The following is a 17,960-nucleotide window of genomic DNA, read 5'->3' as shown; positions in this document are numbered from 1 at the left end:
GCGCGGACTTGCTCTTTTTCGCCCCTATCACACGGAGAATTCAACGAAGGCGCGCCGAACGTGCTTTGACTGCGGTGAGTTCCAACCCCAACGGTGAATTATTAAATGACATTCTTTGGGGGCAAAGTGATGAATGTATTGGGAGTTTTCGGACACTCGTTTCGGCAGGTCTTTGGAAATTGGGGGCAGACCCTTCGGATCTCGGCGCTTCTTCTCTTGATCACGATCATCGGGCAGCAATGGCTTATCGAGAGCGTGATGCAGGCCGGAGCATCGCAACACCAGAGTGTCGAAAATTCACTGTTCATTTTGGTTTTCAACACATTCATCCTGCCGATCCCGATGATCATCGCGGCAGTGAACTGGCACAGGTTCATCCTTCTCGGCGAGCGCGTCGGCTGGCTGCCGCGGATTCATCTGCGCCGGGACGTCAGCTATTTCTGGCGTGGCATAGTGATCACGCTCTGTGCCATGGCGATCATGGTTCTGGGAGCCGCGATTGTTTTTCTTTTCGCCCTCGCGGCGCAGGAAATCATTCCGAACCAGGCCGCTGAAAGCGTTCTACTTGCCGTGGTGGGGCTGGCATTCTTGATTGCCCTGTATGCCTTCATGCTCCGTCTCGGAGTATCCCTGCCCGGGGCCGCGATCGGCGGCGCCACGATCCGCGACAGTTGGCGCGCGACTCGCGGCCAGTGGCGTGGCTTCACCTTACTCACTCTGCTGGCATGTCTCGTGGTACTCCCTTTCGTTGCGGTGAACATGCTTTCGATGCTGGCGCCACATGATCTCGCGGATGATATGGTCGTGGTCGCGCTCAAGCTGCTTTTCGCTGTGCCCACCGTGATGCTGCTGCTGTCGATCCTAACGACGCTCTACGGTCATTTTGTCGAGCAACGCGCCCTCGTCTGAGCTTGCCAAAGCGGGCGGCGCGCGTCACATCTGGCGGTATGAGTGAGTTCGCCCTTTCCGCCCAAGCCGCCACCCGCGCGCTGCGTACGCTCTTCGAGCCGACGCCGCTGCAACTCAATGCCCATCTGTCGAAACGTTTCGACGCCGAGGTCTGGCTCAAGCGCGAGGACCTGACGCCGGTGCGCTCCTACAAGATCCGCGGCGCCTTCACCGCGATGCGCAAATTGCGCGAGCGCGATCCGTCGGCGGCGCATTTCGTTTGCGCGAGCGCTGGCAACCACGCGCAGGGCGTGGCCTTCGCCTGTCGGCATTTCGGGGTGAAGGGGACGATCTTCATGCCGGTGACCACGCCGCAGCAGAAGATCGACAAGACAAAGACCTTTGGCGGCGATGCGGTCGAGATCGTTCTCACGGGCGATTATTTCGACGACACGCTGGCTTCGGCGCAGGAGTTTTGCCGCGAGGCCGGGGCGCATTTCCTCGCGCCTTTCGACGATCCGGATGTGATCGAGGGGCAGGCATCGGTCGGGGTGGAGATCCTCGACCAGTTGGGCGGCGCGCCGGATATGGTCATCCTACCCGTGGGCGGCGGCGGTTTGGCCGCGGGCGTCACCGGCTATCTGCGCGCGACCGCCCCCGACACGGAATTTCGCTTCGTCGAGCCTTTGGGCGGCGCGAGCCTGACCGCTGCGGTCAAGGCGCATGAGCCCGTGACGATCTCGCAGGTGAACAGTTTCGTCGATGGAGCCGCGGTTGCCCGGATCGGCGCGCGCCCCTTCGCGGAGCTTGGTTGGGTCACGCCCGAGCAGGTTCATCTCGCACCGGAGGATCGCATCTGTATCACGATGCTTGAGATGCTGAACGTCGAGGGCGTCGTGCTGGAGCCCGCCGGCGCGATGTCGATCGACATCCTGCCCGAACTGGCAGAGACGATCCGCGGCAAACGCGTAGTCTGCGTGACTTCGGGCGGCAATTTCGATTTCGAGCGGCTGCCGGAAGTGCGCGAACGCGCCCAGCGCTATTCCGGCTTGAAGAAGTATTTCATCCTCCGCCTGCCGCAGCGCCCCGGCGCCCTGAAGGATTTCCTTCAGATGCTTGGCCCTGACGACGATATCGCACGCTTCGAGTATCTGAAGAAATCGGCGCGGAATTTCGGCTCGGTCCTGATCGGGATCGAAACGAAACGCGCCGAGAACTTCACAGAACTCTTCGCGAAGCTCGACGCCGAGGGCTTCGTCTGGCGCGACATCACCGAAGACGAAACCTTGGCTGAGTTTCTTATCTGAGGCCTTCAGTTCGATAGAACGGCCTCCAGACGGACGAAACAAACCGGTCCTTCACCGCTTTTAGACTGTGGAGCCTTTTCTACTTCCTCGGCTCCTGCGCTCACGGCCCGCGATAGGCACGCCCGTTACCAAAGTATGGCCGCACCCGCGCCCAACGGGTGCAACTTCGTGCAGTATCTTCTCGGCGCAGCTCAATCTGCTCCGCACCTCGCCCTATGCCGCCGGAGTGAACTCCGATAGCCGCCCCATGAACTGCGTCTTGGACAGGCTATAAGTCTCGCGGATCGCGCCCAGATCGACCTCCACGGCGCGTCCGGCAGCGGCCATTCGTTCTCCCTGCTGACAGGCTCCGCCGAAATCGCGGAACCCGAGATTCCAGGCGGACCCTTTCAAGAAGTGCAAATCCTCTTCGACCCGGTCGGGACGTCCGCCAAGCCCCATCACCACGGCCTCGACCTCGTCGAGAAACAGGTCCACGACCTCGGCAAAGCCATCGGCGCCAATTTCCGAGCGCAATTCCTGCACCCGTTCCCAATCAATCATTACGCCCTCCAGGCCACTCGATCCGACTCCACCCGAGACTGACCGTAGCGCCGCACCCTTTCGATTTTCTTAACGTCTGATCCGGAGTGGTTTTCACCGAATCTTAGGGAGTTTGCGGTTTCGTGAGGGAAGAGGTTTCGGATGATGCAGATGGTGCAAAGACAAGAGGCCCCCGCAGATGCGGGCCGACGACCGTTGGCGGGCGCTGCGCGGCACGTTCTCGTCGTGGACGACAGCCGCATGCAGCGCCGCATCCTCTCGGCGCAGCTGTCCCGCTCCGGCTATCAGGTGAGCGAGGCTGAAAGCGCAGAAGAGGCGATCGCGATCTGTGCCCAATGCGAGCCCGATATCGTGATCTCGGACTGGATGATGGCGGGGATGAGCGGCCCTGAATTCTGCCGCGTCTTTCGGGGCCTACCGCGGCGAAGCTACGGGTATTTCATCCTTCTGACCTCCAAGGCCGAAAAGACGGACGTCACGCGCGGATTGGAAAGCGGCGCCGATGATTTCCTGTCGAAACCGGTCAATGGCGCGGAGCTTCGGGCGCGCCTGAGCGCGGGCGCCCGCATCCTGACCATGCAGGAAGAGTTGAGCGAGAAGAACCGCCTGTTACGCGAGGCGCAGGAGGTGATCGACCGCGACCTGCAAGAGGCGCGGAAACTGCAGCAAAGCCTCGTGCGGACACGACACGCGCGGTTCGAGGCGGCGGATGTCTCGCTGCTCTTGCGCCCCGCAGGCCATGTCGGCGGCGACCTCGTCGGGTTCTTTCCGATCAATGAACGCCGGGTGGGCCTATACGGCATCGACGTCTCGGGGCATGGCATCACCTCGGCCCTGATGATGGCGCGGATCGCGGGCTATTTCTCTGGCACCACCCCCAGCCAGAACCTCGCGATTTACCGCAACGCACAGGGCGAATTGCGCGGACGACGCCCGGCGGAGCTCGCGCAGCGCCTCAACGATCTCGTGCTGAGCGAGATGAGTACCGAGAGCTATTTCACCCTTATCTATGCCGATGTCGACCTGCGCACCGGAAAGGCGGAATTGGTTCAGGCGGGCCACCCCTACCCGGTCCTGCAACGGCGCAACGGCACGGTGGAGTTTTTCGGCGAGGGCGGGCTGCCGATCGGCCTGATCGAGGGCGCAGAATACGAGACGCTTACGGTTCAACTGACCCCGGGCGACCGGCTGGTTCTGGTCTCGGATGGGATTACCGAAGCCAGCGACCGCAGCGGCGAGATGATCGATCAAACCCGGCTGGCCCGGATGCTTCGCAAGTTTTCCCAGATGCCGGGGCCCGGGCTTCTGGATGCGCTCTATTGGGCCACCGAGGAATTCGCGGAGGGCGAGATCGGGGACGATGTCTCGGCTGGCGTTCTGGAATTTCACGGCCCCGGCAGCACCGAGCGACGTTCGGAGCTTGGCTCAGACAGCAGAGACCACCGCCCCGGAGAGACTTGAGAGGAGAACGCACCAGCTCAGCTACATCAGAGGCGAACGAAACGCCCGCGCCTTTTCAGCGACGGACGAACCGTTCGAAAAACGCGCGCTCGCCTTCATTCGCGAGCAGTTCGAGCGCTTCTTCGGGATCGGCCCAATGCGCCGTATGATGCGGCTCCGGCGGCAGACCGCGCTTCAGCACCGGGCGCGCGAGCCAGACGGAGCAGAGCTTTTCCGCCCAGAACTCATACTCGGGCATATAGGTGAATCGCCGATAGGCCCCGAGACGGCGCAGCCCCGTAATCGCCCAGCCGGTTTCCTCGAAGACCTCGCGATGCAGCGCCTCGATCGGCCCCTCGCCCGGATCGATCCCGCCGCCGGGCAATTGAAACTCCGGTATGGGATGCGCCTGATGGGTCAGCAGCACCCGCCCGTCGCGGATCAGGATCGCATAGGCACCGGGGCGCAAACGATACTGCTGACCGGATTTCACCCGCTCTCCGAACCTCGCGATCATGTGCTCTCCCTTGGGTCTGCGGTTGCCGCGCCTATATTGGGGCTGTATGGCAGGCTCCGCGCTGCCCGAAAACCCCTCTGAGCCCCTCAGGAGCACCATGTCCAAGCTATCCCAAATCGCATGGGACGATACAGTTCTGCCGTTTCAGCTCGACCGCTCTGACATCCGCGGCCGGGTTGCCCGCCTCGACGGCGTGCTCGACACCGTCCTGTCGCAACATGATTACCCCCGCGCGGTCGAAATGCTGGTGGCCGAAGCCGCCCTTCTGACCGCGCTGATCGGCCAGACCGTCAAGCTGCGCTGGAAACTGTCGCTGCAAATCCGCGGCAACGGCCCGATCCGCATCATCGCCACCGATTACTACGCCCCCGAGAAGGAGGGCGCGCCGGCCCGCATCCGGGCATGGGCAAGCTTCGATGACGAGAAGCTCGATCCCAAGGCCGACCCGTTCGAACAGATCGGGCAAGGCTATTTCGCGATCCTGATCGACCAGGGCAAAGGCACGACCCCCTATCAGGGCATCACGCCGCTGTCCGAAGGCTCGCTGCGCGCCTGCGCCGAGGCCTATTTCGCGCAGTCCGAACAGCTGCCCACGCGGTTCTCGCTGTCCTTCGGGCGCTCGATCCTGCCGGGTCAGGGCGAAAGCTGGCGTGCGGGCGGCGTGATGCTGCAGCATATGCCGCCGGCCTCGCCCTTCGCCGCCCAGGAAGGCTCGGGCGATCAGGGCCTGCTGACCGCCGACGACATTCTCGACGGCGAGGAAGGCGAGAACTGGGCGCGCGCCAATATCCTGCTCGACACGGTCGAGGATATGGAGCTGATCGGCCCGACCGTGCAGCCGACCGAGTTGCTGGTGCGCCTGTTCCACGAAGAGCGGCCGCGCGTCTTCGATCCGCAGCGGGTGGAGTTCGGCTGCACCTGTTCGGCAGATCGCGTGCGTCAGTCGCTCTCGATCTACTCGGCGCGCGACATTGCGCATATGACCACCGATGAGGGCACGGTCACCGCGGACTGCCAGTTCTGCGGCGCGCATTACATTTTCGATCCGCTGACGCTCGGCTTCGAAGCGCAGAAGAACCCCGACGGATCGCTGCGCGAAGCGGGGGACGAGGGATCGAATGAGTGATCCTCTCGCCCCGGTTCTCGACGCCTTGGCGCGACCGGGGCGGCCCTCTTCGGATTACGATCTGAACCCGGAAGTGATCCTGCCCGAGGACCGCAAGCTGCGGCCCGCGGGCGTTCTCGTCGCCTTCGACACGTTCGGGCCGGAGCCGCGCCTGCATCTGACGAAGCGCAGCTCGCATCTGCGCCATCACCCCGGCCAGATCGCCTTTCCCGGCGGCAAGGTCGATCCCGATGACGAAGGTCCGGTCGGCGCGGCGCTGCGCGAGGCGCAGGAAGAGATCGGCCTGCCCCACGCCCATGTCGAGGTGCTGGGCACGCTCGATCCGCATGAGACCGTGACTTCCTTTCTGGTGACGCCGGTGCTGGCGCGTATCCACACGCCTTTCGAGGTGATCCCCGAGGCGGGCGAGGTGGCCGAGGCGTTCACCGTGCCGCTCTCGCATATCACGCCCGGGAATTTCCGCGTCGAATCGCGCCGCTGGCGCGGCTCCCGGCGCAGCTATTTCGTGGCGCCCTACGGGCCCTATTACATCTGGGGCGCCACCGCGCGTATATTGCGCTCATTGGCGGACCGGATGGCGGAATGAGACTGACCGGAGACTGGATCGAGGCAGAGCCGACCCAACGCGTGCTGAAGATGCTCGAAGAGGGCGGGCATCAGGCGCTTCTGGTGGGCGGCTGCGTGCGCAACAGCGCCTTGGGCGCGCCGGTCAACGATATCGACATCGCCAGCGATGCACGCCCCGAGCGGGTGATCGAACTTGCGAAGGCGGCCGGGTTGAAGCCGGTGCCGACCGGGGTCGATCACGGCACGGTCACGGTCGTCGCGGAGGGGCATCCGCATGAGGTCACCACCTTCCGCCGCGATGTGGAGACGCATGGGCGGCACGCCACCGTCGCATTTTCCGACGATATCGCGGAGGATGCGGCGCGGCGCGATTTCACGATGAACGCGCTCTATGCCCGCTCGGACGGCACGGTTCTCGATCCGCTCGGCACGGGGCTGGAGGATCTGGCGGCGCATCACGTGCGCTTCGTCGGCGACGCCGAAGAGCGGATCCGCGAGGACTACCTGCGCATCCTGCGCTTCTTCCGCTTTACCGCCTGGTACGGGCACGATCTCGACCCTGAAGGGTTGGCCGCCTGCGCCGAGAATATCGCCGGAATAGAGACGCTTTCGCGCGAACGCCTCGGTGGCGAGATGCGCAAATTGCTGGCCGCGCCCGATCCGGTTCACGCGGTGGCGGCGATGGCGCAATGCGGGGTTCTCACGGCCGTGCTGCCCGGCGCGGATGCGACCGCGCTCGGACCGCTCGTCCATCTCGAAGATCGCCCCGCCGATCCGATCCGCAGGTTGGCGGCGATTGGCGGCGAAGACGTGGCCGAGCGGCTGCGCCTGTCGAAGAAGGACACAAGGCAGCTTGAGGCCTTGCGCGCCTCGCTGTCCGACGGTGATGACGCGGCGGTCCTTGGCTATCGGCTCGGGGCCGAGACCGGGGCCGATGCGCTTCTTCTGCGTCATGCGCTGATGGGGCAGGAAATGCCGGACGGCTGGCAAAACAGGGTCTATTTCGGCGCAAAACAGCAATTTCCGGTGCAAGCGCAGGACCTGATGCCCCGCTATGAAGGCAAGACGCTGGGAGATATGCTGAAGACGCTCGAGGCGCGCTGGATCGCCTCCGGATTCACGCTGACGCGCGAGGATCTGCTCGCCGCGCTTTGATCCGCGCCGCAACCGCCTATATCGGGAGAGGAAAGAGAGACTCATGTTCGATCCCTTCTCCCCCGCCGAAGGCGCCCCGCCGCGCCAGCTCGGTGCCTTCTTCCGCTGGTGCCTCAAGGGCAGCTGGGGCGCGATTGCCGTGGCCAGCTTTGGGACGACCATCGCCGGCGTGATGGAGGTGGTCTCGGCCTGGCTTCTGGGTCAGGTGATCGACGCGGCGCTGAACAGCGAACGCGCCGCGGTGATCGGGGCCAATCTCGGGCTTCTCGTTCTGTTCGTCGCGTTCTTCCTGCTGATCCGCCCCCTGACTTTCGGCATCAGCTCCGCCACCAACAACCTGCTGATCAGCCCCAACGTCATGCCCTTGGTGCTCTCGCGGCTGCATCGCTGGACGATGGGCCAGTCGGTCACCTTCTTCGACAACGACTTCGCCGGGCGCATCGCGCAAAAGCAAATGCAGACCGCGCGCGCCGTCACCGATACGGTCACCGAGATCATCAATACCGGCCTCTTCGCGCTGGCCTCGATCATCGGCTCGCTGATCGTTCTGGCCCAGATCGACCGCTGGGGGGCGGTGGGCCTCGTGTTCTGGACCTTCGGGCTCTACCTGATCGTGCGCGCCTTCCTGCCCCATATCCGCGGACGCTCGCGCGAGCGGGCTTCGGCGCGGGCGATGGTGACGGGGCAGGTCGTCGACACGGTCACCAATATCAAGACGGTGAAGCTGTTCGCCCATGCCGAGCACGAGGATCGTGCGGCGCTGGAGGCAATGCAGAAGTTCCGCGAGAAGACCTATTCCTTCGGCATGATCCAAAGCCTCTATCGGGTGGTGCAGATGGCCTATGCCGGGCTCGTTCCGGTGATGCTGGTGGGCGGCGCGATCTGGCTCTGGTCGCAGGGCGAGGCGACCGCGGGGGCCATCGCCACCTCGGGCGCCATCGCGATCCGGCTGTCGCAGATGTCGGGCTGGGTGAGTCAGGCGCTGATGTCGGTCTGGACCCATATCGGCGAGGCCGAGGACGGGATGCGGACGCTTGCCCATATGCATGACCTGACCGACGCGCCCGACGCACGCACGCTGCGCAACGTCGAAGGCGAGATCCAGTTCGACAATGTCGATTTCGCCTATGGACGCCGCAGCGGCGGAATTGCGGATATCAATCTGACCATCGCGGATGGCGAGCGGATCGGGATCGTCGGAGCCTCGGGCGCGGGGAAATCGACGCTCGTGGCGCTGCTGCTGAGGCTCTACGACCCCGAAAAAGGGTCTATTCTGATCGACGGGCAGGATATTCGCGAGGTCACGCAGGAAAGCCTGCGCCGCAACATCGCGATGGTCACGCAGGAGACCGCGATGTTCAATCGCTCGGCGCGGGAGAACATCCTTTACGGCAAGCCCGACGCCACGGACGAGGAGATGATCGCGGCGGCCAAGCAGGCTGAAGCCGACGACTTCATCCGCGGCCTCGCCGATCACGAAGGCAATTGCGGCTATGACGCCAAGCTGGGCGAGCGCGGAGTGAAGCTGTCGGGCGGGCAGCGCCAGCGGATCGCCCTTGCCCGCGCCTTCCTGAAAAACGCGCCGATCCTTGTGCTGGACGAGGCGACCTCGGCGCTCGACTCGGAAGTCGAGGCGCAGATCCAAACCGCGCTTCACCGGGTCATGGCGGGCAAGACCGTGCTGGCGATCGCCCACCGCCTCAGCACCATCGCCGAGATGGACCGGATCGTCGTGCTGGAAGAGGGCCGGATCGTCGAGCAGGGCAGCCATGACGAGCTTCTGGCGATGAACGGGCTCTACGCGCGCTACTGGGTGCGTCAGTCCGGCGGCTTCCTGACCTGCGACGACGCGGAGGATGCGGCGGAATAGGGTCTTTTCTGACCCGCGCCGCGCAGCTAGAGAAGGCGCATGACCTACGAAATCGAGCGACTGTCCCTGCATGCCGACGGCGTGACCCATGGCCCCGAGGGGACCGTGCATGTCGCCATGGCGCTTCCCGGTGAAGTGGTCGAGGGCGAGGTGATCGACGGCCGCATCGCGCAGCCGAAGATCGTGACGCCATCGCCCGACCGCGTCAAAGCGCCCTGCCCGCATTACCGTTCCTGCGGGGCCTGTTCGATGCAGCACGCGTCGGAGGCGTTCACCGCCGAGTGGAAGATGGACGTGGTGCGTCAGGCACTGGCCGCGCGCAACCTGCCCCAGCCGGAGATGAGCATCGCTACCTCGCCGCTGAATTCCCGCCGGCGAGCGACGCTTTCGGGACGGCGCACCAAGAAGGGCACGCTGGTCGGGTTTCACGCCCGCGCCTCGGACACGGTCGTCGAGATTCCGAACTGCCTGATCCTGCGGCCCGAGCTGCTGGCCGCGATCCCGATGCTGCACGAGGCGACCGCGATCGCAGGCTCGCGCAAAGGCGAAATCGCCTTCACCCTGACCCTGTCGGAGGCCGGGCTGGAACTGGCGGCACAGGGCGGAAAAGACCCTGATACGGCCCAATTCGAGGCTTTGTCGGGTCTGGCGCGCAGCCACGATCTCGCCCGGCTCAGCTGGAACGGGCAGGTCATCGCGGGCCGCCGCCCGGCGATCCAGCAATTCGGCAAGGCCAAGGTTGTGCCGCCGCCGGGCGCGTTTCTGCAAGCGACCCATCACGGCGAAGCGGTGCTGACCGCCTTCGCCAAGGCGGCGATTGGCAATGCGAAAAAGGTGGCCGATCTGTTCGCAGGCTGCGGCACCTTCTCGCTGCCGCTGGCCGAACTGGCCGAGGTCCACGCGGTCGAGGGGGTCGCGGCGATGACCGAGGCGCTCGATCAGGGCTGGCGCCAGTCGCAGGGCCTGCACCGGGTCTCCACCGAGGCGCGCGACCTGTTCCGCCGTCCGCTTCTGCCCGACGAACTGGCGAAGTTCGACGCGGTGGTGATCGACCCGCCGCGGGCCGGCGCGCAGGCGCAGATCGCCGAGATCGCGGCGTCGAAGCTCAAGCGGCTGGTCCATGTCTCCTGCAACCTGGTCACCTTCGCGCGCGACGCGGAGACGCTGATCGCGGCGGGCTTCACGCTCGACAAGCTGCTGGTGGTGGATCAGTTCCGGTTTTCCGCTCATGTGGAGCTTGCGGCCCTTTTCACCCGCTAGATGCGAGGCCGGAAATCGGATAGAAAGGCTGCAAAACAGCAGTCTCCGAATACAGGCCGAACATGAACCGTCGAACCCTCCTCTTGGGCGGATGCGCCCTTGCTACGCTGACCGCCTGTGGCGATTCCAGCAAATTCAAATCCTATAACGGCCCCGCCGTGACCCAGATCCAGATCTTCAAGTCGCAGCGGATGATGTATCTGCTGCATGGCGACGAGGTGCTGGAGAAGTACAAGATCGGCCTTGGCGGCGATCCGGTCGGCCCGAAGCAGTTCGAGGGCGACGGCAAGACGCCGGAAGGGCTCTATTACATCAACCGGCGCAATCCGAATTCGGCCTATTACCTGTCGATCGGCATCAGCTATCCGAACCCGCAGCAGGTGGCCTTCGCGGAGTCGCAGGGCAAGAAGGCGGGCGGCGATATCTTCATCCATGGCCGCGACGGGAAGAACAAAGGCAAGGGTCGCGACTGGACCGCGGGCTGCATCGCGGTGAAGGACAAGGAAATCCGCGACATCTACGCGATGGTCCGCGACGGCACGCCGATCTTCATCTTCCCCTGATCGCAGCATCCCCGGAAATGACAAAGGGCCCCACGCGGGGCCCTTTTTGATTGCGACGGTCTCTCGGCTCAGTTGCCGGTGACCATCGTCCACCAGATCTTGCCGGAGGGCTCCTGATACCACGAGAAGCCCATCTGCGTCGCCGCCGGGTTCAGGATCACGTCGCGCGTATCGGCGACCTTCATCCAGGCTGCGAGGGTCTCCATTTCGGTCTCGTAGGTCTCGGAGATATTCTCGCCAAGCACCTGCCCCGGATAGCCGGCACGCTGCGCCCGGGTCAGCGGCGAGGAGCCGTCGGACCCCCAGTGCCACGGGCGGTTCTGCACGGCCATGTCCTTGGAATGGGCCAGCGCCGCCGTGGTCAGCGCGTCGTTCAGCACCAGCGGCGCGGCACCGCGCGCCGAACGCAGGCTGTTCACCGATTCCAGCACGCGCTGCGGGATCACCGAGCGATCGCTCGCAGTGATGTTATAGACTTTCGGCAGCGGCAGGCCATCGGGCCCGAGCTTGGGCTGCGTGTCGGTCGGCTGGCAAGCCGCCAGAGCCACAATCGCGGAGCAAGCAAATACGGTAGCGCGCAACATTTTTGGCCAGTCCCTCGTTAAACCGTCAATCTGCATTACACGCTTGTCCCCAGCCGCGCAAACCCCTCTGACGCTTTGCAGGCACATCCTCGCCAGTTTGATTTGCCGCCGCCCCGCGATCACATTATATTTATCGCAATTGACCCCGTCGCGAACCCGGAGCCTGAGATGTCCAACACGCGCAAGCCTTTTGATCGCCGCGCCTTTCTCGGCGCCGCCGCCTGCCTTGGTGCGGGGCTCGCGCTGCCCGCCCGGGCGCAAACGCCCGATTACGGTCAGGAGCAGTTCGAGACGAGCGCCTTCACCAACCAGCGCCGCAATATCTCGAGCTTCCAGAACCGCGACTGGCAGCCCTATTTCTCGAACCTCCGCAACGGGGCGATCCTTGTGGATACCCATTCGCGGGCGCTGCATTACTGGTCGGCGGATCAGTCGATCTACCGCCTCTATCCGACCTCTGTGCCGGTGTCGGAAGAACTCACGCGGCGCGGCCGCACCGAGGTGATCCGCAAGGTCGAAGGGCCGAGCTGGGCGCCGACGCCCTCGATGAAGAAGCGCAATCCGGAATGGCCCGATTACGTCCCGCCGGGCCCCGATAACCCGCTGGGCACCCATGCGCTCTATCTGTCGTGGCGCTATTACCGCATCCACGGCACGCATGACACGCGCAAGATCGGCCGCAAAAGCTCGAACGGCTGCATCGGTCTTTACAACGAACATATCCAGGAGCTGTTCGGTTTCGCGAAGATCGGCACGCAGGTTCTGCTGATCTGAGCCGCACTGCGCGTCGCACAAAGAAAGACCCCCGGCACCGCATAGGTCCGGGGGTTTCAATTTACGCGGCTGCGGTCAGTCGTGCTCGCCGCTGTCGTGCTCGTGGTCGGATCCGTCGCCCGAGCCATCGCCAGAACCGTCAGACAAGCCGTCGAGCTTGCCGTGGGCGCTTCGCACCATGACTCCAAGCATCTCGTCTTCGCCGGGCGTGTCGACGGATTGCTCAAGGTTTTCCTCGTGATTTTGCGAATAAATCACGTCGTCCTCGGTCGCCCAAGGATTTGCATGACCGGCCCAGGAAGCGCCAGCATAGAGAGCCGCCAAGGCGACCAGTCCCATAGTCTTGATCATTCTCATTCCTTTCTGCTCTGCGCGTCCCGGTCGTTGCCGGTCCGCAGGGTGCGCCTTCACGGCGATCCCTCGCCCCCGCGTCAGAACATATAGGAAGAAAGATTCACAAATCTGTGAGGGAGGTCGTCGCAGATCGAGACAGTTTTATCAGGCGATCCAACCGGCGAGGTTTTCTCCGACCACCTCCATCAGCGCCTTAATGTGCAGGTCGTCGTCGTTGAGGCAGGGGACATAGGAGAATTTCTCACCGCCTGCGTGCTCGAACGCCTCGCGGATTTCGCCGTTGATCTCTTCGAGCGTCTCGATGCAATCCGCGCTGAAGGCGGGCGAGATCACCGCGATGTTCTTCTTGCCCTGCTTCGCCAGCTCCGCGACATGCTCGACCGTGTAGGGCTTGAGCCATTCTTCGGTGCCGAAGACCGACTGGAAAGTCGTGTCGATCCCGTCCTTGTCCCAGCCGAGCCGTTCACGCAGCAGGCGCGAGGTCTTCTGGCACTGGCAATGGTAGGGGTCGCCTTCCATCAGATAGCGCTTGGGCATCCCGTGATAGGAAGCGACCAGCACATCGGGCTTTTCGTCGAGCGTGGCATAGACCCGCTCCACCGATTGCGCGAGCGCGTCGATATAGGAGGGCTTGTCGAAATATTCCGGGGCGACGCGCGCGGCGGGCTGGCGCTTTTGCTTCATCAGCGCGCGGAAGAACTGATCGTTCGCGGTGGCCGAGGTGGCGCCCGCATATTGCGGATAGAGCGGCAGGAACAGGATCTTCTCGCAGCCCTGCGCGACCATCCTGTCAACGACCGACTGGGTCGAGGGATTGCCGTAGCGCATGCAGTAATCGACGACGACCTCCTGACCGTAGCGCGCCGAGACCGCATCGCGCAGCTTCGCGACCTGCTGCTTGGTGATCGTCATCAGGGGGCTCTCGCCCGCCTCATTGTTCCAGATCGTCTTGTAGTTCGCGCCCGAGGTGAAAGGCCGCTTCGACAGGATGATGAGTTGCAGCAACGGCTGCCATTTCCATGTCGGATAGTCGATCACGCGCCGGTCCGAGAGGAACTCGTTCAGATAGCGACGCATCGACCAGTAATCGGTGTTGTCCGGGGTTCCGAGATTGGCGACGAGCAGACCGATCTTCGCTTCCTTGACGGGCGGGTGATCGGCGGGGGCATGGGCAAGGCGCGGATTTGCGGCGTTGGTCATCGTGTCACTGTCCTGTCGTCATTAATCGCGGAACTCCAACCCGACTTAACGGGTTTCCCGATCTGTGCCAATGCGGCTCTATTCAACCGGGACAGGATCACTTACGGTCTTCACATGGCAATGGATGACATGACCGGGAAAAAACCGGCCCCGCCCGCTCTCGACCCGTCGCGAGATGCGTTGTTCCTCGATTTCGACGGATGTCTGGTGGATATTGCGCCCCGCCCGGATGCGGTGATCGTGCCGCAGGATCTGCCGCGTTTGCTCGAACAGCTCTCGGAATCGCTCAACGGGGCGCTTGCGGTTGTCTCGGGGCGATCCCTGCACGAGCTGGAGCGTTTTCTCGACGGGTTCGATGGGTTTATGGTCGGCTCGCACGGCTCGGAAGCGCGCGGCATGGAGCCGCCGATGGCCGAGACCCCCCGACATCTGGGCGCGCTGAAAGAGGATATGGCCGGGTTCGCCAAGGACCACGATCTTATCTTCGAGGATAAAAGCCACGGCGCCGCGGTCCATTTCCGCTCCAATCCCGCCAAGCAGGGTCAGGTCGAAGCCTTCACCGAAGAGCTGACCGCGCGCTATGACGGCTTCACGATCCAGCCCGCGAAAATGGCGGTCGAAATCCGTCCCGAGGGGTTCTCGAAGGATGGCGCTCTGGCGATCCTGTCAGACCTCGTGCAGTTCGGCGGCCGCAATCCGGTCTATGCGGGCGACGACACGACCGACGAGCCCGCATTGGCCTGGGCCGAAGCGCATGGCGGCTTCGGCATCAAGGTCGGTGACGGAGAGAGCGTCGCGCGCTATCACCTTGCCGAGCCGATGGATGTGCGCGCCTGGCTCGCCGCTGCCGTGGCACGCTGAATGAGGAACGACGAATGGGCCGCCTGATCTGCATCTCGAACCGTATCCCCACCGGGGCCAATCCCTCGGGCGGGCTGGTGGTGGCGCTTGGCGATGTGCTGGAGGAGACCGGCGGCATCTGGATCGGCACCTCGGGCGAGATCGCCGACAAGCCCGCATCGGAACTGCGCGAGATCGAGGGCGGGCCGTTCAAGCGTTACTGCTTCGATCTGACCGAGGAAGAACAGGACAACTATTACGCGGGCTATTCGAATTCGGTGCTCTGGCCGCTGTTCCACGGCCGCGCCGATCTCATGGATATTCATCAGGAATATCTTGGCGTCTACAAGCAGGTGAACCGGCGGATCGCGAAGCTCGTGGCGCCATTCCTCAAGCCCGACGACCGGATCTGGGTGCAGGATTACCATCTGCTGCCGCTGGCCTACGAGCTGCGCCTGATGGGCGTGACCAATCCGATCGGCTTCTTCCTGCACACGCCCTTCCCCGGCCCGACTGCGATGCAGGCCCTGCCCAACGGGCGCGAGGTCTGCCAGTGGATCGCGAATTACGACCTCGTGGGCCTTCAGGCAGAGCGCGACGTGCGCGCCTGTCTCCACTCGATGATCGAGATCGCCGACGCCTCCAATCTGGGCGCGGGCTACGTGCATCTCTCGCCCCGCCAATGCCGGATCGCCGCGTTCCCGATTTCGATCGATGCGCGCGAGTTTCAGGAACTGGCGGAGACCGAGTTCGACAAACTGCCCGCCGGGATCGTGAAGGACCATCGCCGGCTGATGATCGGCGTCGACCGGCTGGATTATTCCAAAGGTGTGCCGCATCGTTTCCGCGCCTTCGGCGAGTTTCTCGAGCGGCACGAGGACTGGCATCGTTACGTCTCGCTCTTGCAGATCTCGCCGCCGACCCGCGAGGGCGTGCAAGCCTATGACGATATCCGCGAAGAGACCGAGCATCTCTCGGGCCGGATCAACGGCCAATTCGCCGACATCCAGTGGGTTCCGATCCGCTTCATCAACCGCGCAGTGCCGCGCGAAGTGCTGGCGGGGCTCTATCGCGCCTCGCATGTCGCGCTGGTGACGCCGCTGATGGACGGGATGAACCTCGTGGCGAAGGAATTCGTGGCCGCCCAGAACCCCGACGATCCCGGCGTTCTGATGCTGTCGCAATTCGCGGGCGCGGCCGAGCAGATGGATGCGGCGCTGATGGTGAACCCGCACGACCCCGAACAGGTCGCGACCTCGATGCTGACCGCGCTGATGATGTCGCGCGGCGAGCGGCGGGAACGCTATCGGTCGCTGATGACGGGGCTGACCACCTATGACGTGCATTGGTGGTCGAAGTCCTTCCTCGACGCGCTAGGCTGAGCCGGGCTTGTCGCCGCTCGGGCACTCGGTGGTGCCCAGCGCATCGGCGAGCCGCTGTGCCGCAGAACCCGGACGCAACGGTTTTTGCTGATCGGGATGCGGCTTCCAGCCGGTGAGCCAGACCATGTCGAAGGTCGCGCGCACCCGGCCATCGGGCTCCTGATAGGTCTCGACATACAGCCGCAGCGCCTCGGTCAGCACATCGCGGCGCAGGAAGCGGCGATCGCGCGCGGCGAGCGCATTGGTCTCGCCCATCGCGCGCAGATCCGACAGCAGCCGCAGCGGCGTCTCGTAAGTCACCTTGCGCGTCACAGCATCGGCCACTGGCAACGCCAGCCCCGCCCGCTGGATCAGCGCCCCGAGATCGCGAATTTCGCCCATCGGCACAATCCGCGGGCTCAAACCTCCGGTGATCGCGGCCTCGGCCTGGGCCAGCGCAGCGCGCAGCTCATTGAGCGTCTGGCCGCCGAACATCACGCCGATGAACAGCCCGTCGGGTTTCAGTGCGCGCGACGCCTGCACCAGCTGTCCGACCGGGTCATTCGCCCAATGCAGACAGAGCGCGTGGACCACCAGATCATGCGCGCCTTCCTCCAGATCGAGCACATCGGTATCTGCGACCACCTTCGCGTCGGGAAGAATTTCGCGCCACGGCTCGGGAAAAGCGGCGATCAGCGCGGGGGCCGTAAAGGTTCTGTTAACCTCTTGCAGCCTTTCCTCAAGTTCAGCCGCCGCGTCCTCGTGCAGAAACAGTTCGGGCGCACGGGCGGCGCGAAGTCTATGGCGCTTGAGCGCGGCGCGGTCGGTCAGAAGGGGCGGCGTATCCATGGCAGAAACCCTTAACGAGGTTCGAGGCCGGATGCTAGCGGCGGGACGTCTGGGATTGCGCGCGCTCTTCCCGCCGCGCTGCATCGCCTGCGGCGACGCGGTCGGCACAGATTTCGGCCTTTGCGGTGCCTGCTGGTCCGAGACCACCTTCGCACGCGGCACGGTGTGCGACGCCTGCGGCACACCCCTTCCGGGCGAAAGCGACACGGCCATTCTCTGCGACGATTGCCTCACCCATCCGAGGCCCTGGGCGCAGGGCCGCACGGTGATGCATTACGCGGGCACCGGGCGCGATCTGGTGCTGGCGCTGAAACATGGCGACCGGCTCGATCTGGTGCCGCCGCTATCGGATTGGATGGCGCGGACCGTGGAGCCGCTTCTGACGCCCGACACGCTGATCGCGCCGATCCCGTTGCACAGGCTGCGCTTGCTGCGACGGCGCTACAATCAGGCGGCGGAGCTGGCCCGCGCGCTAGCCCGACGCACCGGCCACGCCTATTGCGCCGATCTCTTCACCCGCGCCCGCCCGACGTCGAGCCAAAAGGGCAAAACTCGCGATGAGCGGCACACCAATCTCGACGGCGCGATCACCGTCACGCCGCGCCACGCCGCGCTGCTGCGCGGGCGCCCGCTCCTGATCGTCGATGACGTGATGACCTCGGGGGCCACGCTTTCCGCCGCGACGGAGGCGGCGTTGAGCGCAGGTGCAGAGCCGATCTGCACTGTGACACTGGCACGCGTTGCGAAGGCACCCTAAATCCC

19 protein-coding genes are annotated in these 17,960 nt (G+C 64.3%); 13 read left to right on the top strand and 6 right to left on the bottom strand.

Annotated features, from left to right (window positions below; translation table 11 throughout):
* The first annotated feature begins 216 nt into the window (after positions 1-216).
* Together AC2TZ7_RS03495 and ilvA are read left to right on the top strand one after the other, a co-directional pair.
* The gene (locus tag AC2TZ7_RS03495) at positions 217-909 is read left to right on the top strand and encodes a hypothetical protein (protein WP_489865906.1); all 693 of its coding nucleotides are present in this window, start codon (positions 217-219) and stop codon (positions 907-909) included.
* 38 nt (positions 910-947) lie between these two features.
* A complete protein-coding gene (gene ilvA, locus AC2TZ7_RS03490) occupies positions 948-2,195 on the top strand; it encodes a threonine ammonia-lyase IlvA (RefSeq protein WP_489865905.1) in 1,248 nt (415 codons plus the stop codon).
* 213 nt (positions 2,196-2,408) lie between these two features.
* Here the strand turns inward: ilvA and AC2TZ7_RS03485 are convergent, their stop codons facing one another.
* Positions 2,409-2,738: an Hpt domain-containing protein gene (locus AC2TZ7_RS03485; protein ID WP_078570693.1), complete on the bottom strand. Its 330-nt coding sequence runs from the start codon at positions 2,736-2,738 to the stop codon at positions 2,409-2,411.
* A 141-nt stretch (positions 2,739-2,879) separates the two neighbouring features.
* Between AC2TZ7_RS03485 and AC2TZ7_RS03480 the strand changes: the two genes are divergently transcribed.
* Positions 2,880-4,199: a PP2C family protein-serine/threonine phosphatase gene (locus tag AC2TZ7_RS03480; protein ID WP_489865904.1), complete on the top strand. Its 1,320-nt coding sequence runs from the start codon at positions 2,880-2,882 to the stop codon at positions 4,197-4,199.
* A gap of 55 nt (positions 4,200-4,254) precedes the next feature.
* On the opposite strand, the gene AC2TZ7_RS03475 is transcribed toward AC2TZ7_RS03480, so the two are convergent.
* Positions 4,255-4,695, bottom strand: coding sequence for an NUDIX domain-containing protein (locus AC2TZ7_RS03475; RefSeq protein ID WP_489865903.1), 441 nt, complete (start codon positions 4,693-4,695; stop codon positions 4,255-4,257).
* A gap of 97 nt (positions 4,696-4,792) precedes the next feature.
* Between AC2TZ7_RS03475 and hslO the strand changes: the two genes are divergently transcribed.
* The 6 genes from hslO to AC2TZ7_RS03445 all read left to right on the top strand — a co-directional run bounded on the left by hslO (position 4,793) and on the right by AC2TZ7_RS03445 (position 11,236).
* Complete coding sequence (gene hslO, locus AC2TZ7_RS03470; RefSeq protein ID WP_078570691.1) at positions 4,793-5,821, top strand: Hsp33 family molecular chaperone HslO; 1,029 nt, start codon at positions 4,793-4,795, stop codon at positions 5,819-5,821.
* Positions 5,814-6,407 carry a CoA pyrophosphatase gene (locus tag AC2TZ7_RS03465; protein WP_472158669.1) on the top strand — a complete coding sequence of 198 codons (594 nt, stop codon included), beginning with the start codon at positions 5,814-5,816 and terminating at the stop codon, positions 6,405-6,407. The genes hslO and AC2TZ7_RS03465 overlap by 8 nt, the downstream gene beginning before the upstream one ends.
* On the top strand, positions 6,404-7,543 hold the full coding sequence (locus AC2TZ7_RS03460; protein WP_489865902.1) for a CCA tRNA nucleotidyltransferase: 1,140 nt from the start codon (positions 6,404-6,406) through the stop codon (positions 7,541-7,543). Before AC2TZ7_RS03465 ends, AC2TZ7_RS03460 begins: the two co-directional genes overlap by 4 nt.
* 43 nt (positions 7,544-7,586) lie before the next feature.
* Positions 7,587-9,413: an ABC transporter ATP-binding protein gene (locus AC2TZ7_RS03455; RefSeq protein WP_489865901.1), complete on the top strand. Its 1,827-nt coding sequence runs from the start codon at positions 7,587-7,589 to the stop codon at positions 9,411-9,413.
* A 39-nt stretch (positions 9,414-9,452) separates the two neighbouring features.
* Positions 9,453-10,673 (top strand): class I SAM-dependent RNA methyltransferase, encoded by a 1,221-nt coding sequence (locus tag AC2TZ7_RS03450; protein ID WP_489865900.1) that lies wholly within the window; start codon positions 9,453-9,455, stop codon positions 10,671-10,673.
* Between the two features lie 62 nt (positions 10,674-10,735).
* A complete protein-coding gene (locus AC2TZ7_RS03445) occupies positions 10,736-11,236 on the top strand; it encodes a L,D-transpeptidase family protein (RefSeq protein ID WP_489865899.1) in 501 nt (166 codons plus the stop codon).
* Positions 11,237-11,304: 68 nt separating this feature from the next.
* On the opposite strand, the gene dalA is transcribed toward AC2TZ7_RS03445, so the two are convergent.
* Positions 11,305-11,820 carry a divisome-associated lipoprotein DalA gene (gene dalA / locus AC2TZ7_RS03440; protein WP_098409614.1) on the bottom strand — a complete coding sequence of 172 codons (516 nt, stop codon included), beginning with the start codon at positions 11,818-11,820 and terminating at the stop codon, positions 11,305-11,307.
* 168 nt (positions 11,821-11,988) lie between these two features.
* Here dalA and AC2TZ7_RS03435 point away from each other — a divergent pair, with 168 nt between their 5' ends.
* The gene (locus tag AC2TZ7_RS03435) at positions 11,989-12,594 is read left to right on the top strand and encodes a L,D-transpeptidase (RefSeq protein ID WP_489865898.1); all 606 of its coding nucleotides are present in this window, start codon (positions 11,989-11,991) and stop codon (positions 12,592-12,594) included.
* A gap of 75 nt (positions 12,595-12,669) precedes the next feature.
* Here AC2TZ7_RS03435 and AC2TZ7_RS03430 read toward each other — a convergent pair whose 3' ends face one another.
* Positions 12,670-12,945 (bottom strand): hypothetical protein, encoded by a 276-nt coding sequence (locus tag AC2TZ7_RS03430; protein WP_489865897.1) that lies wholly within the window; start codon positions 12,943-12,945, stop codon positions 12,670-12,672.
* A gap of 147 nt (positions 12,946-13,092) precedes the next feature.
* Positions 13,093-14,148, bottom strand: a complete 1,056-nt coding sequence (hemH, locus tag AC2TZ7_RS03425; RefSeq protein ID WP_489865896.1) for a ferrochelatase — start codon at positions 14,146-14,148, stop codon at positions 13,093-13,095.
* Positions 14,149-14,262: 114 nt separating this feature from the next.
* Here hemH and otsB point away from each other — a divergent pair, with 114 nt between their 5' ends.
* Together otsB and AC2TZ7_RS03415 are read left to right on the top strand one after the other, a co-directional pair.
* Positions 14,263-15,009 carry a trehalose-phosphatase gene (gene otsB / locus AC2TZ7_RS03420; protein ID WP_489865895.1) on the top strand — a complete coding sequence of 249 codons (747 nt, stop codon included), beginning with the start codon at positions 14,263-14,265 and terminating at the stop codon, positions 15,007-15,009.
* Between the two features lie 14 nt (positions 15,010-15,023).
* Positions 15,024-16,370, top strand: a complete 1,347-nt coding sequence (locus AC2TZ7_RS03415) for an alpha,alpha-trehalose-phosphate synthase (UDP-forming) (protein ID WP_489865894.1) — start codon at positions 15,024-15,026, stop codon at positions 16,368-16,370.
* Here AC2TZ7_RS03415 and AC2TZ7_RS03410 read toward each other — a convergent pair.
* On the bottom strand, positions 16,362-17,198 hold the full coding sequence (locus tag AC2TZ7_RS03410; protein ID WP_489865893.1) for a methyltransferase domain-containing protein: 837 nt from the start codon (positions 17,196-17,198) through the stop codon (positions 16,362-16,364). The genes AC2TZ7_RS03415 and AC2TZ7_RS03410 overlap by 9 nt on opposite strands.
* Here AC2TZ7_RS03410 and AC2TZ7_RS03405 point away from each other — a divergent pair.
* Entirely contained in the window at positions 17,197-17,955 is a 759-nt protein-coding gene (locus tag AC2TZ7_RS03405; RefSeq protein ID WP_489865892.1) for a double zinc ribbon domain-containing protein, read from the top strand. The two genes, AC2TZ7_RS03410 and AC2TZ7_RS03405, sit on opposite strands and share 2 nt — an antisense overlap.
* Positions 17,956-17,960 lie beyond the last annotated feature (5 nt).

The sequence above is a fragment of the Thioclava sp. ISO4 genome, from assembly GCF_058105145.1.
Note: the sequence above shows the minus strand (reverse complement) of the source record. Positions and strands in the feature narration are given on the sequence as shown.

What these genes read in the sequence shown, in the direction of transcription:
- ilvA (WP_489865905.1), top strand. Translation starts at nt 948, where the DNA reads ATGAGTGAGTTCGCCCTTTCCGCCCAAGCCGCCACCCGCGCGCTGCGT.
- AC2TZ7_RS03485 (WP_078570693.1), bottom strand. Translation starts at nt 2,738, where the DNA reads ATGATTGATTGGGAACGGGTGCAGGAATTGCGCTCGGAAATTGGCGCC.
- AC2TZ7_RS03480 (WP_489865904.1), top strand. Translation starts at nt 2,880, where the DNA reads ATGATGCAGATGGTGCAAAGACAAGAGGCCCCCGCAGATGCGGGCCGA.
- AC2TZ7_RS03475 (WP_489865903.1), bottom strand. Translation starts at nt 4,695, where the DNA reads ATGATCGCGAGGTTCGGAGAGCGGGTGAAATCCGGTCAGCAGTATCGT.
- hslO (WP_078570691.1), top strand. Translation starts at nt 4,793, where the DNA reads ATGTCCAAGCTATCCCAAATCGCATGGGACGATACAGTTCTGCCGTTT.
- AC2TZ7_RS03465 (WP_472158669.1), top strand. Translation starts at nt 5,814, where the DNA reads ATGAGTGATCCTCTCGCCCCGGTTCTCGACGCCTTGGCGCGACCGGGG.
- AC2TZ7_RS03460 (WP_489865902.1), top strand. Translation starts at nt 6,404, where the DNA reads ATGAGACTGACCGGAGACTGGATCGAGGCAGAGCCGACCCAACGCGTG.
- AC2TZ7_RS03455 (WP_489865901.1), top strand. Translation starts at nt 7,587, where the DNA reads ATGTTCGATCCCTTCTCCCCCGCCGAAGGCGCCCCGCCGCGCCAGCTC.
- AC2TZ7_RS03450 (WP_489865900.1), top strand. Translation starts at nt 9,453, where the DNA reads ATGACCTACGAAATCGAGCGACTGTCCCTGCATGCCGACGGCGTGACC.
- AC2TZ7_RS03445 (WP_489865899.1), top strand. Translation starts at nt 10,736, where the DNA reads ATGAACCGTCGAACCCTCCTCTTGGGCGGATGCGCCCTTGCTACGCTG.
- dalA (WP_098409614.1), bottom strand. Translation starts at nt 11,820, where the DNA reads ATGTTGCGCGCTACCGTATTTGCTTGCTCCGCGATTGTGGCTCTGGCG.
- AC2TZ7_RS03435 (WP_489865898.1), top strand. Translation starts at nt 11,989, where the DNA reads ATGTCCAACACGCGCAAGCCTTTTGATCGCCGCGCCTTTCTCGGCGCC.
- AC2TZ7_RS03430 (WP_489865897.1), bottom strand. Translation starts at nt 12,945, where the DNA reads ATGATCAAGACTATGGGACTGGTCGCCTTGGCGGCTCTCTATGCTGGC.
- hemH (WP_489865896.1), bottom strand. Translation starts at nt 14,148, where the DNA reads ATGACCAACGCCGCAAATCCGCGCCTTGCCCATGCCCCCGCCGATCAC.
- otsB (WP_489865895.1), top strand. Translation starts at nt 14,263, where the DNA reads ATGGCAATGGATGACATGACCGGGAAAAAACCGGCCCCGCCCGCTCTC.
- AC2TZ7_RS03415 (WP_489865894.1), top strand. Translation starts at nt 15,024, where the DNA reads ATGGGCCGCCTGATCTGCATCTCGAACCGTATCCCCACCGGGGCCAAT.
- AC2TZ7_RS03405 (WP_489865892.1), top strand. Translation starts at nt 17,197, where the DNA reads ATGGCAGAAACCCTTAACGAGGTTCGAGGCCGGATGCTAGCGGCGGGA.
- AC2TZ7_RS03410 (WP_489865893.1), bottom strand. Translation starts at nt 17,198, where the DNA reads ATGGATACGCCGCCCCTTCTGACCGACCGCGCCGCGCTCAAGCGCCAT.